The organism is Streptomyces polyrhachis, from assembly GCF_042663125.1.
GTDB classification, from domain to species: Bacteria; Actinomycetota; Actinomycetes; order Streptomycetales; family Streptomycetaceae; genus Streptomyces; species Streptomyces polyrhachii.
Genome location: NZ_JBHSZO010000038.1, coordinates 38,653 through 53,701, shown reverse-complemented (window position 1 = coordinate 53,701; position 15,049 = coordinate 38,653). Strand labels below are relative to the sequence as shown.

At 69.8% G+C, this 15,049-nt stretch carries 9 protein-coding genes and 3 pseudogenes; 6 read left to right on the top strand and 6 right to left on the bottom strand.

Annotated features, from left to right (window positions below):
• Nucleotides 1-721, top strand: a pseudogene (locus ACFQLX_RS21255) (hypothetical protein); the annotation flags it as partial.
• A 179-nt stretch (nucleotides 722-900) separates the two neighbouring features.
• Here ACFQLX_RS21255 and ACFQLX_RS21250 read toward each other — a convergent pair.
• The 6 genes and pseudogenes from ACFQLX_RS21250 to ACFQLX_RS21225 form a co-directional block, all read right to left on the bottom strand.
• Complete coding sequence (locus ACFQLX_RS21250) at nucleotides 901-1,107, bottom strand: hypothetical protein (protein WP_386417493.1); 207 nt, start codon at nucleotides 1,105-1,107, stop codon at nucleotides 901-903.
• A gap of 257 nt (nucleotides 1,108-1,364) precedes the next feature.
• Complete coding sequence (locus ACFQLX_RS21245; protein WP_386417491.1) at nucleotides 1,365-2,384, bottom strand: tryptophan--tRNA ligase; 1,020 nt, start codon at nucleotides 2,382-2,384, stop codon at nucleotides 1,365-1,367.
• A 176-nt stretch (nucleotides 2,385-2,560) separates the two neighbouring features.
• Nucleotides 2,561-3,472, bottom strand: coding sequence for a hypothetical protein (locus ACFQLX_RS21240; RefSeq protein ID WP_386417489.1), 912 nt, complete (start codon nucleotides 3,470-3,472; stop codon nucleotides 2,561-2,563).
• A gap of 329 nt (nucleotides 3,473-3,801) precedes the next feature.
• Entirely contained in the window at nucleotides 3,802-7,650 is a 3,849-nt protein-coding gene (locus ACFQLX_RS21235; RefSeq protein WP_386417487.1) for a DEAD/DEAH box helicase, read from the bottom strand.
• A 390-nt stretch (nucleotides 7,651-8,040) separates the two neighbouring features.
• Nucleotides 8,041-8,433 (bottom strand): annotated as a pseudogene (locus tag ACFQLX_RS21230) (FUSC family protein); the annotation flags it as partial.
• A gap of 162 nt (nucleotides 8,434-8,595) precedes the next feature.
• Nucleotides 8,596-9,263, bottom strand: a pseudogene (locus tag ACFQLX_RS21225) (class I SAM-dependent methyltransferase).
• Nucleotides 9,264-9,380: 117 nt separating this feature from the next.
• On the opposite strand from ACFQLX_RS21225, the gene ACFQLX_RS21220 reads away from it, so the two are divergent.
• The 5 genes from ACFQLX_RS21220 (at nucleotide 9,381) to ACFQLX_RS21200 (ending at nucleotide 15,036) form a co-directional block, all read left to right on the top strand.
• Nucleotides 9,381-10,430, top strand: coding sequence for a phosphotransferase enzyme family protein (locus ACFQLX_RS21220; RefSeq protein ID WP_386417485.1), 1,050 nt, complete (start codon nucleotides 9,381-9,383; stop codon nucleotides 10,428-10,430).
• A gap of 207 nt (nucleotides 10,431-10,637) precedes the next feature.
• Nucleotides 10,638-11,741 carry an esterase/lipase family protein gene (locus ACFQLX_RS21215; RefSeq protein ID WP_386417483.1) on the top strand — a complete coding sequence of 368 codons (1,104 nt, stop codon included), beginning with the start codon at nucleotides 10,638-10,640 and terminating at the stop codon, nucleotides 11,739-11,741.
• A gap of 11 nt (nucleotides 11,742-11,752) precedes the next feature.
• Nucleotides 11,753-12,778, top strand: coding sequence for an alpha/beta fold hydrolase (locus ACFQLX_RS21210; RefSeq protein WP_386417481.1), 1,026 nt, complete (start codon nucleotides 11,753-11,755; stop codon nucleotides 12,776-12,778).
• A complete protein-coding gene (locus ACFQLX_RS21205) occupies nucleotides 12,775-14,223 on the top strand; it encodes a carboxylesterase/lipase family protein (RefSeq protein ID WP_386417479.1) in 1,449 nt (482 codons plus the stop codon). Before ACFQLX_RS21210 ends, ACFQLX_RS21205 begins: the two co-directional genes overlap by 4 nt.
• A 75-nt stretch (nucleotides 14,224-14,298) precedes the next feature.
• The gene (locus ACFQLX_RS21200) at nucleotides 14,299-15,036 is read left to right on the top strand and encodes a class I SAM-dependent DNA methyltransferase (RefSeq protein ID WP_386417477.1); all 738 of its coding nucleotides are present in this window, start codon (nucleotides 14,299-14,301) and stop codon (nucleotides 15,034-15,036) included.
• Nucleotides 15,037-15,049: the final 13 nt, after the last annotated feature.

The window sequence follows — 15,049 nt, the reverse complement described above, 5'->3', positions numbered from 1 at the left end:
AGCGCCAGCATCGCGATCACAGCGAGCGACGACCCGTTACTGGGAAAGGCTCACTACCGCGCAGGCCCTCGCCACCGCCGGACGCTGGGCTGAAGCCGCCCGCCACCTCCACCAGCACCGAGGCGTAGGCGACCGCATGCTCGACGGCCGCCAGATCAAGATCCTGGCCCACCTCGCCGACCACGACCATGCCGGAGCCCGCAACCTGATCGAGCACACCAGAGCAGGAGACCCCTGGGAGGGAGCGGTCACCGCGGTGCTCACCCTCCTATGCGGCACACCGCCGAGCACGGACGAAGCCGCCCGAGCCTGCGCCGCCCACCAAACCCTCGAAGCCACCGCCCCCGGCCTACCGGTCTTCCACACCCGCCTCGGCCTGGCACTCCACGACGCCCTCGCCGCCACGCACCCCAAGGAAGCCCGCAGCACAGCCGAACTCACGATCACCCGAACCTTGACCGCCGCCGACGGCTACACGGCCCGCGACCTCCTACGCCACCCCGGCTGCCGAACCCACCTCACCGCAGCCCAGGAACGGCAGCTACACATGCTGCTGGAAGCCACCGCCCTGGACAGCGGCGCCTTACCGGCGCACCACGCAGAGACGGTGAACCAGGCGCTGGACCTGAGCCAGCAGGCCATCCGCAACTCCCTCGCAGCCACCATGATCCCGAGCACACGGCATCCAACACCTGAAGTCGACCGTGACCACGACAACTGAGGGAGAGCACCAGGAGGGTTGCGCCCCTGCAAACTTCGCGACGTGTCGTGACAGCACATGTGGGCGCGGGAATGCCTCTCAGGCGCGACCCGCGTCCCGACCCGACTGGCCATGGCGGTCGTGGACCTGTGCATGCGGCCGACCAAATCACCGCCGCGACTGCATCCCGATGAGCTGCCCTACGGTCCAGCCGAATCGCCAGTAGCGGGACTCCACACTCCGAGCCGTTGAAGACGCTTCTGCCTGAGCTTTTCACTGAAGGCCGTCAGGGCGAACACGAGGCACATGAGCAGCCACAGTCCAAGCAGAGGCAGGCCGTTTCCCAGGGTGGCCGCTTCCTGCCAGCTCATGGCAATCAGCGGCAGCGCGATGATCGTTCCGATCATCGACCCTGCGAGGAGAGGACGGCGAGCAGCGAATCGCTGGAATCGGGTAGGGGGGTTCAAGCCGCCAAGTGCCCGATCGGACGCCCAGAATGCCGTGGCGACACGCCTACCGGTCCGCTCGGCGACACGACGGATAAATGTCATGCGCATACTGTATGTCGGCTTGCCCCGCGAGGAGTTGCCCGCCGACCACCAAGCGCGCACCCGACCAGCCACGCTGTCGCCACCGTGGTTGCATACCGACGGCGTGGGCGTCCTCAGCCGATACCGATCGCCTGGCGGACCTGCTCCAGTACGGGGCGCGCGCGCTTGCGGGCCTTGGCCGCGCCCAGCGCAAGGAGGTCGTCCAGTTCGCCGCCGGGCACCATCAGCGCGTCGTAGCGCTCGCGCATCGGAGCGATATGGTCGTTGAGGGACGCGAACAGGGTGTTCTTCAGATCGCCCCAGCCCATCCCGCCGGCCGCCAGTCGCTCGCGTACCTGCGCGCTGTCGGCCTCGGGGGCGAAGTGCTGGAGGATCTGGAAGACCGCCGAGGCATCCGCGTCCTTCGGCTCCTCCACCGGCGTGCTGTCGGTGGGGATCTTGCGTACCAGCCTGCGCAGTTGGGCCTCGGGGGCGAACAGGGGGATGGTGTTGCCGTAGGACTTGCTCATCTTGCGCCCGTCGGTCCCCGGCAGGCTGCGCCCGCTGTCCTCCTGGGGGATGACGGCCTTGGGAATCTTCAGGGCGAAGGTCTGGCCGTAGTGGGCGTTGAAGGCGCCGGCAATGTCGGCGGCGTACTCCACGTGCTGGAGCTGGTCCTTGCCCACCGGCACCAGGTCGGTGTCCATGATGAGGATGTCCACGGCCATCAGCACGGGGTAGTTGAACAGCCCCATGTTCACGCCCGCGTCCAGGTCCGCTACGCCGGCCTCGCGGTTGCGGTCGCGGGCGGCCTTGTAGGCGTGGGCGCGGTTCATCAGCCCCTTGGCTGAGAAGCACGACAGGACCCAGTGCAGCTCGAAGATCTCCGGCACGTCCGACTGCCGGTAGAAGACAGTGCGTTCAGGATCCAGGCCGCACGCCAGCCAGGTCGCCGCCACCGAACGAGTCCACTGGTCCAGCGACTTCGGATCCCGCACCGTCGTCAGCGCGTGGTAGTCGGCGATGAAGTAGATGCTCTCCGCACCACCTGCCAGCTCCAACGCGGGCTTGATCGCCCCGATGTAGTTGCCCAGATGCGGCTCACCGGTCGGCTTGATCCCGGTAAGCGACACCTTCGCCTCAGCGGTCCCCATGGTCGAATCCTATCGGGCTGATCGCCGGCCTCTTCGTACCGCCAGACGGGAACGCGTCGTCAGTCAGGCCCACCACTGCCGCGGCCCCGGCACGATGTCGCTCCTCGCCCCCGCAGCGTGGCCGACAGCTGGTAGACGGCCGTGAATCTCCCAGCACTGCCGGAAGCGCGTGCCTTTCATGCCAGCCGGGGGATCTGCTCCAGATCGAGGCGATACCAGTCATCACCCGTCAGGAAGTGCAGGTCGAAGCCGCGACCGATGACCTGCGTCTTCGGGGGAAGCGTCTTGCCGTCAGGAAGAACGACCCTGTACTCACATTCCGGCTGGAAGTCCTCACTTTCGAGTTCGCCAACGACCAACCGCGCGCACGCTTCGCCGTAGCCTCCGAACAACGCGACACGCGTCCCGTCGACTGCCAACGCCTTCGCGCCCCGGACCGGGTTACGCCATCCTGCGACCGCCTCATCACGCACTCGAACGATCGGGAAGTCGGTGTAGTAGCTGGTCCACGCATCCTCACCATCCACATTGAGGGCGTAGCAGTCGCTGATGAAACCCGACGGTTCGTTGCCATCGGAGGGGAACGTGTAGGTCGGCTCGAGGTCGGAACTGAAGCGGACCAGTCCGCTGGAGCCGATACCGGCGGGTCCAGGACCGCCCCAGCCATAGTTGCCGAAGATACCTTCATCGAAATAACCCACCCACACTTGCCCGCTGCGCGTCGTGAGGAGGTGCTCGATCCCGTCGCCCAGAGTCGCCTCGGCCCGCACCGTGCCGTCCGCGTCGTAGATGATCGCGTTACGGTCAGGGCCCTCCGGACGCCATCGGCATCGAGCACCCACCACCAGGACGCGCCCGTCGGGCAGCGGCTGCACGTCCGCGTGGGCAAGGGAAAGCTCCTTGATGGCCGTGCTCTCACCCGCCTTCGGGAAGTGCGTCGAGACCCGCGCGGCCACTGGGCGCGCGCTACGGGCGTCCGGGAAAGTCGCGAAACCGGGCGACGTCGTCACCGACCGCAACCGTTCAAGATCCTGCAACGCTGCCCAGAGCGTCACGACCTGCCCATCCGGCCCGACGGAAGCGGCCACTCGCTCCTCACCCGGTCCGCCCGTGATGACGGCGTGGTGGCGCAGCCTCAACTTCGACACCCTCTTCCCGCCCGCCAACCTGCGCAGCCGCTTCCTCCACGCGTCCATCCCCCACCCCTTTACTCCGCTACACCAGGAAGAGGCTCGTTCCGCACCGGTTGTTCCCTGCGCCGTACCGACCCCGTAGCAGGATCCAAGCGCACCGGAACTCCTCCACTGCGGGCGCCCCCACGGGAGTGCGGCACCTTACGGGCACAATGCCGCAAATTTGAGCATTCGCACGACCGGTGAAGTCCGTTGTGGCAAGCCGGGGTGGCATGTCTCCCCCATCAGTCCAGATGGCAATAGCGCTCGGATCGCCACCTCTGGATCTGGTCATGCTGGGACAGATCCTTGAAATAGCGGTGCCTCGACCAGGCGTCGAAGTCGCCGATGACGATGAGACGGCGACGCGCCCGGGTGATGGCGACGTTGAGGAGATTGGGCGTCTTGGATGCCCAATCCCGAGATCCGACCTGGGCAGCGCCGGTACCCAGGACCAGGATCACGATGTCCGCCTCCTTACCCTGAGTCGTGTGTACGGTGCCGTAGCGCCTGTCCGTGAGGCGTTGCCCCACCGCCCTGTCGATACCGTGGACAACATCCCGGAACGGGCTGACGACGAAGAGCGACTCGCTCAGTCTGCGATCCAGTTCGCGCGGGCCAACCCTCGGCGCTGCGTCGCCCGGGAGATCGCCGGTATCCGACTGGATCTCTCTCGCGATCTCCCGCTCCGTGCGCTTGCGGATCTTGTCGATGACGTCCTGCAGTGCCCGGCCTTCTCCTGGATTCCACTTCTGCTCGCCTGGCAATGCGGGCACATCGATCCATACGTTCCCCCGAACCAGTGGGAAGTCGTCCTGCTCTCGGTCGACTCCGTAGACCATCATCCCGTCGTAGGCAATCTTGTTGCTGATGTCGAACATCAGGCGATCGCAACGGCGATGCACTCTCAGCGGAGAGCCCAGCCAGGTGTCGCCGCCCTCCTCGTTTGCCAGCCAGGTGCCGAACGGGTTGAGGCGGTCGGCGAGTGTCTGGACGGAAGCCGCACCTGGGGCCCAGTCAAGATCCACGTCAAAATGGTGGGCGAGTCGGCGCTGACCCTTCCAGGGAAGGGTGACCACGGGTTCGAGTTGCAGCGGATCACCGACGACGACCGCTCGGCGTGATCGCCATAGAGCGCCGACGACCTCCTGGGGTGCGGCCTGGCCGGCTTCGTCGACGAACAGCCAGCCCAACGCCTCGCTGCCCAGTTGGCTGAACATGCGGCCCAGGGAGGCGAAGGTCGTCGACATCACCGGGACAATCAGGAACAGCACCTGCCAGGCTGCGAGTACCACGTCGGCGGGCAGGTCGGCCGGCGCCTGCCCTTTGACCACGTCCATGACCGCCAGTAGGTTCTTGCGTACCCGGTCGGGCGCCGTGGCCAGGAGCGCGCGATGCAGATCCAGGGCCGCGAGGAAGAGCTCGGATCGAGCGTCAGCGAACTCGGGGTCCATCCAAGGCGAAGAGAGTTCTCGTATCTCCATCGCCTGCCGATCATCAGAGGGTGCCCGCCACTCCCGTCCTGGCACGCGGTCTCCCCACCGCCCTTCGGCTTCTGCCACCCGCTGGAGTTCCGCTTGCCGGGCCGATCGGCGGCGATCCACCTGTGCGCCGGCCTCGACCGTTGTCGCGACTTGCCGCTGATACGCCTGCCTCCACGCCGACACTTGAGCCTCCGCCCGCCTGATCGTGGCTGCTGCCGCAGCTACCTCTCGCTGCGCGGTGCGTAGCTGGGCACGGCATGTGTTGCGGGCGGCTTCCAGGCTGACGAGGTGCGCATCCGCCATTTCCAGTGCCGTCTGAAACGGGATCCGTTCGATCTCCCACCGGCGGAGAGCTTCACGGGCGAACAGGCGCCTGACGCGACCGGGCTTCCCTGCATCATGGACGTGAAGAGCAGACTCCGCCGCCCTGACACCTTCTTCCCCCTCCCGCACCTTGTCTTCGGCGTGATCAAGTCGAGCCCGCGCGTGCACCATCGCGAGGCTTCGCTCTCGCTCTTCCTCTCGGTGGGCGCCAAGAGCGGCCTCGACGCGTTGCTGCTCCTCTTGCGCGACGAGGGCATGGCCTTGAGCTGCTGTCTCTCGTGCCAGAAGCTCGTCCATGACGGCGTCAGGACCGTCCAACTTCGCCATGAGATTCGCGATCTCCTGGCGCTCGTCAGCCAGTTCGCGCACCCTGCTTCGGGTTCGTGTAAAGCGTTGGACGGCCTGCTTCCAACTCTCGGTCCCGAGTGGCAGCGTCGTATCGTCGGCCTCGATGTCCGCCGCTCCGGCGCTCTGTGAGGAGGCCATACGACGGCGATCATGCTGCAGCTTCAACATCGCGTGCAATCCTGGGCTGGAGTGCTCCCCGCTTGCCGGCCGCCCCCGCGAGTGGGCTGCCTTCGCTGGATCCGTCCACCAGAAACGCTCGACGAACTCGGTACGGTTGCTTCGTCGGCCCAGTCGGGCGGCTATCGCACCCCAGGCGTCTCCTTCGAGGAGCAGGCCAGCCGGGCCGCTGAGGTAATCGGCACGCGATCGCCACGCTTCGCCGATCGACCGCGCTCCGGGCACTTCCAACGTCACGTTCTCCACCGCTCCGTTGTTGGACGAAGCGATCACGATCTCGAAGCCGGTAAGGGCGGGGGCCAGGGCGTGGAAGGCGCGCTCGTTCTTCCTGCCGGCCGTCTCCTCCGTACGCCACGAGAGTCGTTTGCCGCCGAAGGCGGCCTCTGGCCGCTCCAGGGTCGCCAGCCGCTCGGCTCGCTGGACTACCAGGGCAGCGATCAGGTCGCGCAGCATGGTTGTCTTCCCCGTACCCGGCGGCCCGTTGACCGCGTAGATACCGCGCCCGTCATCAGGACCTAGAGTTGCCAGGATACGGTTCACGGCGAACTGCTGGCTGAGGACGAGCGGTTGATCGACATCGGCGAGCCACCGGCCCGCAGGCATCATCGATGGCTGGACACTGTCCAGGACTGCCTCGGGCATGCAGCGGACATCGACGCGGGGCAACCGATCCAGCTCGGCTTCCGCACGCAGGTAGTCCACCAGTGCGGTGCCAGCCTGCCCCGCCTCGAGGGCGTCTGCCACCTGGTTCAGATCGTCCGCATAGAAGCTGTTGAGGAAGGTACCTCCGGGCGCCTCGTCGGCACGGCGGATCGGGACCGGGAGGCTCTTGATGCGGATCGTGGCGGGGGTGAGAGCATCGTCGATCCCGAGCTGCGCAGCCACCCACCGGGTGATGGCGGCCAGGTCATGGGCGTCAAGGATCTTCGTACCCACCTCAGCTGGGGGCTCGTTCGCCTCTGCTCTTTCCTGCCCTTCGCCAGTACGTGGCGCCTCACTGGAAGGAGTCGCTCCGCCCTGCTCCCGCCCGGTGAGCCTGGTGGCGGCAGCGTCCAGGAGGTCCCCACCGACCTGCTCGATCATCTTCGCGGTCACCGCGCCTGCCAGCGGACCAAGACCCGCCCCGACGACAGCGGCAGCAGCTCCCAAACCGCCTTTCGCCGCGCTCGTGACCAGCCGGGACGTGAGGCCCCCCACCGGACCAAGTCCCGAGGCGACGGACCCCTCGTCGACTTCGGGCTGGCATTCGACTTCGACTTTTCCGTCGCCGAGATCCAGCAGCCGCTGGAGCAGGTGAGTGCTGCACTGCTCGAAACCCACCAGCCACTGGTCGTCATGTGGCCCGGGATCAAGTGTCTGCCCTACTGCCCACGCGCATGAGGACAGCGTGACACCGTCCTTGATCAGTCGGCCGTCCTGATTCACGATGAAGCACAGCATGGCACTGTCGCCGCCTGTCCGCCCGTCGAAGTCCCGTTCGATCTCGGGCGCGCGGAACTTCTCCAACAGGATGTCCCGCACCTTGCTGATGGGGAAGATTCCCGCGTACACGGTGTGCTGCCATACAGACTTGGGGCCGGGGCGCCCGCGGCTCACCTGGGAGCCCGCTTCCCAGGGCAATGGTCGACCCACCTGTACGGCGAAGACGTTCTTGCCCGGGCTGACCCGGTCCACGTTCGGGGGACTGAAATACTCCACAGCCCGCCAGAAGCGCAGGATCCTCGCTCGCCGCTGCCGCTCGCCTCGCAACTGGCCGACCATCCCCAACCCCCGTGATCGTCGATCTCGGGCACCGTAGCAGAGGCCACGGACATCAACTGGTGGGTCGCGGCACCGCCGCCGCAACAACAAGACCGAGGCGCTCTGGGAAGACACGCTGGGTCGTCAGACGAGTGGGGTGTCCTCATACACCGGGGGGCTGCAGTGTTGCGCTGAGACAAACAGAGAACGGTCCGCCCGCTCCCCGTCGCCTTGCATGTGGCGCCGACGCGATCATCCCGATAAACCTGATGGACCATCAGGAAAGTCAGCGCTGGGTCAGCATCAGCCCTGTTAAACGTGAGCGAACCTGCTCGAACTCGGGAACGAAGAGACGCCGCTGAGGGGGCCGCCGACCTGGGAAAACCCGGCTAGGGTGGGGATTCTCGCGCCGTGCCCTCTTGACGTGACGAAGAACATCATGAAGCCGAAAACCCCGAGGGCGTGCCCGCACGCGCCCCAGCGGCGTGCGTAGGCGCCGCAGAAGACCACCGCGACGAACGCGGCGTCACGGGCCGCGGGGAGGTGCTCCAGCAGCGTCGCCAGCGCGAGCACCGGCAGGCCCACGGCGGGCAGCAGGGCGGTGGTGGCGGCCTGGCGGCGCACGGTGGGGTCCGCCACGACGAACAGCGCCAGCATCGCGGCGAGCCCACCGGTGATGACCGCCGCGAGAGGCAGTCCCGCCGACGCCACCGCGACGACGCCCAGCCCCACTCCGAGCACGGCGCGGGCGGAGGTACGCAGCCGAAGGCGCCCGGGGTCCGGGGCGATCCAGTTCCGCTTCATGTCCGCCTGCTCCTCCTGTCTCGCCGGCCTCGTGCTCGGGTACGGGCGCACGCGTCCGCGTCCGGGCGCACGACAAGCCGCGGCCGGGTCTCCGGCCGCGGGGATGGCACCGTGGTCGATCTCACAGCGGCGTCCGGCCCGGCGACCGGCATGGCCCGGTCCTCAGACGGGGCGCTCGGCCATGACGACCACGCCCGGCCCGCTGTGCTCGTCCGCGGGGAGGCGGAGTTCGGCGACCGGGTGCAGTCCGGCCTGCTCGATCAGGTCCACGAGCTGCTCCGGCCGCCACTTGTACGTGGTCCAGCGAACGGGCACTCCCCCGTAGGCCTCGGTACGCACCACGTCCTCGTCCCCGACGTGGGTGGCGGCGATGAAGTGCCCGCCCGGCTTCAGGGCGTACGCGACCTGGGCGAGAACCTGGGGAAGGACGTCGCGGGGGAGGTTGAACAGCGACCACCACCCGAGCACGCCGCCGAGGGACGCTTCACCGAGGTCGAGCTCGGTGGCGGAGGCGACGCTGAAGCGGCAGTGCGGATAGAGCCGGCGTGCGTTCTCGATCATCCGGGGGAGAGGTCCACCCCGGATACGTCGAGTCCCCGTTCGGCGAGGTAGCCGGTCACCGTGCCGGGGCCGCAGCCGACATCGAGGACGGGCCCGAGACCGCCCACGGTGTCGGCGAAGGCGTCGATCGACGCCTTGAGCCAGGGATGGCGGCGGATGTCACCCATGCCCGTCGTCGCCACCATGTGGGCGTAGTTGTCGGCCACCTGGTCATAGGACTCACGGACCACGTCGAGATCGGTCGGGCGGTCAATACGATGCGCGCGCATCGGCCAACGATCGCAGACTTCCGTCAACAGCCGCCCCTTCACCGACGATCAACCGTCCGACTGACCACCCCCGTGCCGCCTTACCGCGGCTCCAGCAACGTATGGGAGACCCTGGCCGTGCCCGACGACGCCCTGTACCAGCCCGATCCGGACCGGGTGGCCGCCCTGCTGCGCACGGAGTACGGCATCACCGCGCAGACCATGGCACCCACCGCCAGGGGCACCGAGACGTACAACTACCGCGTCGAGAGCGGCGAGGGCCCGCTGTTCGTCAAGGTCTACCCGCCCGCAGCCGACCTCGACCAAGCACGCCGGGCCGCCGCCCTGGCGCACTTCACCGCCCGCGCCGGCCTGCCCGTACCCGCCCTGCACCCCACCACCGACCGCCGCCTGACCACCGACGGCGATCCGCCGCTGAGCGTATGGGAGTTCGTCCCCCACACCGGCACCGCCGAGAGCGGCTTCACGGGAACCCAGTGGGAGGCCGCCGGTGCGGCGCTCGGACACCTCCACCGCGTCCTGGCCGCCCACCCGGACGCCGCCCCCGTCCGCCAACCCGCCTACAAGGCCTGCGACTTCGACCGCGGCCACCGGCGCCTCACCGCCACCGTCGAGGGCTACCGCGCCAAGGCGGCCTCCGGCCGCCCGCTCACCGAGTTCGAGGCGTGGGCGCAGCAGGCCGCCGCCGAGAAACTCGCCCTCCTGCCGCGCATCGCCCCGCTCCTGGACACGCTGCCCGCACTGACCGTGCAGATCGTCCACGGCGACCTCACCACCCCCAACCTGCTCCTCGACGGTGACGACGTCGCCGCCATCGTCGACTTCCGCCCCACCGTCGCGCGCTTCGCCGCCTGGGAACTCGCCCGCCTGGGCGCCGACCCCCGCAGCATCCTCGCCACCCCCCACTGGCTCCAAGGACTCGCCCGCTTCACCGCCGCCTACCGAGACGCCCACCCTCACGGCCTCCCCGAGGACCTCACCCACATGATCGCCGTCGGCGCCTGCTACACCATCAACTCCACCTACCCCCTGGCCGAACCCCTCCGCGCCCCCGCCACCGTCGACAAACGCCTCGAAACGTACGCCCGCGCCCGCCACGCCGCCAGCATGACCATGCTGCGGCACCTGGAGGACACCCGCCTCCGCATGGCGCAACCCCTTCGCTGACCGACCCAGACGATCCGGAGGCGGACGCGACGGTGCGTCAGGAGAGGCGGCGCCGGGGCGGCATCCGGCGCGGAGTCGGCCGCTCCGTATCCATATCCCCCGCCTCTCTTGTGTAGTTCACGCACATGACGGCATCCACGCTCGGCTGCCTACCGTGGGCAGCGCGCGCCGGATGCCGCGCGCCGTGGCCGAGTCCTTGAGGAGTCGATGATGCGCGGGAAGTCCGTACGGCTGGTCCGGTGGCGTTTATGCCTCGTCCTCCTCCTGGCGTTGGCCGGGTTGCCGGCCTCGGGCGGCTCCGCCGCGGCGGCCGCTCTTCCCCCGTACCTCTCGCTTGAGGCGGGCTACGGCGCCGGCATCGTCACCGGCGGCTGGGAGCGCGTGGAGCGCTATCTGGACACGACCAGCGGTTTCCGTACGGAGGGCTTCCCGCCGGATGGCCGCGGTGACCAGGACGGCAAGCGCGTCACCTACTTCGGTGGCACCACCCGCCCGTACTCGGGCCGCTTCCTGCTGTACTCCGCCCCCGGCTGGAACACCGGCAGCCGCCCCACGCCGGTGCTCCTCGTCCACGGCGCGAACGACTCGGCCGACCGCGCCTGGGCCGATCCGGGCGAGGCGGGCGGCTACGGCTGCGGTGCGGCATCCTGCCCCTCCACCGGTCTGATGCAGTACCTCGCGGGCCGCGGGCACCGCGTCTTCGCCCTGGGCTTCGCGCACAAGCAGGGCGACAACCTCATGCAGGCGCAGACGGTCGGCGACGCGATCGCGGTGATCAGGGCGAAGCTCGGCGTCTCCCAGGTCGACCTGGTCGGCTGGAGCAAGGGCATGATGTCGACGCGCGCCTACGTCTCCTCCCTGAAGCCGACGTGGGGGCGCCCCTACGCGGGCGACGTGCGCAGGCTCGTCACCCTCGGCGGCCCGAACGGCGGCTACGACTACCCGTACGCGCACGGCTGGGCGCACGACTTCTCCATCTGGCCGGAGTGCGGCGGCAAGGTCAACGCCCCTTCCCCGCACTCCCACATGACCTGCTACGGCCTCTACACGGCGCACCCCGAGTTCTCCATGACACCGGCCGGCGTCCCCGCCGCCGTCCCGACGTACCTCCTCGCGGGCGGCTCCGCGGACGTCCTGGGCATCTTCAACGAGAACCGCGGGCCCAGCGACGGCGTGGTCTTCACCTCCAGCGCCCTGGACACCGCCGGCATCCCGACCGTCGGCGGCAGGGCCACGATCACCGGCGCCAACCACCTCGAACTCGGCTGGCACAGCGCCGCCACCGCCCAGACAGCCGCCTGGCTCTCCTGAAAGGACCGGAGTTGACCCCGCCACGCACCCGCCGCGTCACCACCGACCGGCTGACCCTCCAGCTCACCGACCTCCGCGACGAGGGCGAGGCCGTCGTCCTCGTCCACGGCAACGTCTCCTCCGCCGCCTTCTGGGACACCACCCTCGCCGCGCTCCCCGAGCGCTACCGGCCGCTCGCCGTCGACCTGCGCGGCTTCGGCGGCAGCGATCCGCTACCGGTCGACGCCACCCGGGGGCTGCGCGACTACGCCGACGACCTCGCGGCGCTGCTCACCGAACTGGGCGTCGAGCGGGCGCACTTCGTGGGCTGGTCGATGGGCGGCGGCGTGGTCATGCAGTACCTGCGCGACCGGCCCGCGGCCGTCCGCTCGCTCACGCTGGTCAACCCGGTCTCCCCGTACGGATTCGGCGGTACGCACGGGGTCGACGGCGTGCTCAACGCCCCCGACGGCGCCGGTTCCGGCGGCGGCACGGCCAACCCCGAGTTCGTACGGCACCTCGCGGAGAACGACCGCAGCGGGGACTCGCCGCTCTCCCCGCTCTCGGTGCTGACGAGCTGCTACGTCCGGCCGCCGCTGCGCCTGGCGCACGAGGCGGCGTACGTCGAGGCGATGCTCTCCACCCGTACCGGCGACGACCACTACCCGGGCGACAGCGTGCCCTCCGAGGCGTGGCCGGGGATCGCGCCGGGGACGCGGGGGGTGCTCAACTGCCTTGCCCCGACGCACTTCCGCCTCGACGACCTGCACCTCGTCGAGCCCAAGGCGCCGGTGCTGTGGATCCGGGGCGAGGACGACGTGATCGTCTCGGACGCCTCGCTGTTCGACCTGGCGAACCTGGGCGCGGCGGGTGTGGTGCCGGGCTGGGACGGGACGCCGGCGCAGCCGATGGTGGCGCAGACGCGCCGGGTGCTCGACCGCTACGCCGCCGAGGGCGGCAAGGTGCGCGAGGTCGCCGTGCCCGAGGCGGGGCACGCGGTGCACCTGGAGCGGCCCGAGGAGTTCCACGCGGCACTGCTGGAGGTCCTGTCGGCATGACGGTCACCACCCGCCAGGGCCGGGTGCGCGGGCGCCGCTCGCCGCAAGGGGTGTGGTCCTTCCTCGGACTGCCGTACGCCGCCCCGCCGTTCGGCCCGCGCCGCCTGCGCGAGCCGGAGCCGGTCGAGCCCTGGACGGGGGTGCGCGAGGCCACGGCGTACGGACCGACGCCCCCGCGCGCGCCCTACACCCCGCCGTTCGACGCCCTCATCCCGGAGACCACCGTCCCCGGCGAGGACTGCCTGAACCTCAACGTGTGGACACCCGCGCCCGATCCGGGCGCGGGGCTGGCGGTGATGGTGTGGCTGCACGGCGGGGCGTTCTCCAACGGCTCGGCCGCCGCGCCCGGTTACGACGGGAGTGCCTTCGCCCGCGACGGGGTGGTCTATGTCTCGGTCGACTACCGGCTGGGGGTGGACGGTTTCCTGCACCTGGACGGCCGGCCCGACAACCGCGGACTGCTCGACCAACTCGCCGCCCTGCGCTGGGTGCGCGACAACATCGCCTCCTTCGGCGGCGATCCGGACCAGGTCACGGTCTTCGGCGAGTCGGCGGGCGCGATGAGCATCGGCGTCCTGCTGGCCGGGAAGGAGGCGCGGGGCCTGTTCCACCGCGCCATTTTGCAGAGCGGGGCATGCCACCACTTCCTGCGCCGCTCCTCGGCGGCGCGGATCACGGCGCTGCTGGCGCGGCGGCTGGGGGTGGCGGCGACGGCGGAGGCTTTCGCCGCGCTGCCCCTGGCGGAACTGCTGCCCGCGCAGGCGGCGTTGCGCGGCGAGCTGAACGCGCGCCCCGACCCGGCCCTCTGGGGCGAGGCGGCGCTGAACATGATGCCGTTCGAGCCGGTGGCGGACGGCCTCGCCCTGCCGCCCGCCGACTGCGGCGTCGGGCTGCTGGTCGGCAGCAACCGCGAGGAGTACCGCCTCTTCCTGGCCCCCACCGGCCGCCTGGACGCCGTCACGGAGCCGCGCCTGACCGCCCTGGCCGCCTCCTACGGCGTCAACCCGCCCGGGGCACTGGCCTGTTACCGCGAGGGGCGACCGGGGGCATCACCGGGCGAGCTGCTGGACGCGGTGGCGACGGACTGGTTCTACCGCGTCCCGGCGATCCGCCTGGCGGAGGCCGTACCGGGCTCGTACGTCTACGAGTTCGCCTGGCGCTCCCCCCGCTTCGGCGGCCGCCTGGGCGCCTGCCACGCCCTGGAACTCCCCTTCGTCTTCGACCGCCTCCAGGATCCGTCGTACGCCCCGCTGCTCGGCCCCGCCCCGCCCCAGCCCCTCGCGGACGCGATGCACCGGGCGTGGATCGCCTTCGCCCGCACCGGAGACCCCGGCTGGCCCGCGTACGACAAGGCCGGCCGCACCACGATGGTCTTCGCGGACGACTGCGCCCCGAAGAAGGACCCCCGCGCGCAGGAGCGGCTGCTCTGGGAGGGGGTCCGCTAGAAGACCCCCAACCCGCCTGTCGCCGAATGCAATTGCGTCGACAGCGCCCCGCCGCGCCCGGCAGAGTGGGCGCCCATGACGAGCAGTGAGCTGTGGGGCCGCGCAAGCGCCGAACGCTACGACGCCGAGGAGGGCGAGTCCTCCTCGGCCACCGCCCTGGGCCCCACCCTCGACTTCCTCGCCCGGCTGGCCGCGGGCGGCCGGGCCCTGGAGTTCGCCATCGGCACCGGACGGGTGGGCGTCCCCCTGCGGGAGCGCGGTGTGCCGGTGGCGGGCATCGAGCTGTCGGAGCACATGGCGGCCGTCCTGCGGCGCAAGGTCGACGAGGAGACCCTCCCGGTGGTCCTGGGGGACATGGCCACGACCACCGCCCCCGGCGAGTTCGCCCTGGTCTACCTCGTCTACAACACCATCTCGAACCTGCTCACGCAGGACGAGCAGGTCGAGTGCTTCCGCAACGCCGCCCGCCATCTGGCGCCCGGCGGCCGGTTCGTCATCGAGCTGGAGGTGCCGCCGCTGCGGCGCCTGCCGCCCGGCCAGGTCGCGGTGCCCTTCGACGTCTCCGCGCGCCACCTCGGCTTCGACACCTTCGACCTGGTCAACCAGCTCCTGGTCTCCCACCACGTCACCCGCGAGGAGGACGGCGGCTACCGGCGCGAGAACTCCCGGCACCGGTACGCCTGGCCGGCGGAGCTGGACCTGATGGCCCGGATCGCCGGGCTGGAACTGGAACGGCGTGTCGCCGACTGGGACGACACGCCGTTCACACAGGACTCCGAGAAGCACATCTCCGTGTGGCGCAGGCCGGCCTGAGACCGGCCCGCAC

What these genes read in the sequence shown, in the direction of transcription:
- ACFQLX_RS21200 (WP_386417477.1), top strand. Translation starts at nt 14,299, where the DNA reads ATGACGAGCAGTGAGCTGTGGGGCCGCGCAAGCGCCGAACGCTACGAC.
- ACFQLX_RS21235 (WP_386417487.1), bottom strand. Translation starts at nt 7,650, where the DNA reads ATGGTCGGCCAGTTGCGAGGCGAGCGGCAGCGGCGAGCGAGGATCCTG.
- ACFQLX_RS21245 (WP_386417491.1), bottom strand. Translation starts at nt 2,384, where the DNA reads ATGGGGACCGCTGAGGCGAAGGTGTCGCTTACCGGGATCAAGCCGACC.
- ACFQLX_RS21250 (WP_386417493.1), bottom strand. Translation starts at nt 1,107, where the DNA reads ATGATCGGAACGATCATCGCGCTGCCGCTGATTGCCATGAGCTGGCAG.
- ACFQLX_RS21215 (WP_386417483.1), top strand. Translation starts at nt 10,638, where the DNA reads ATGATGCGCGGGAAGTCCGTACGGCTGGTCCGGTGGCGTTTATGCCTC.
- ACFQLX_RS21205 (WP_386417479.1), top strand. Translation starts at nt 12,775, where the DNA reads ATGACGGTCACCACCCGCCAGGGCCGGGTGCGCGGGCGCCGCTCGCCG.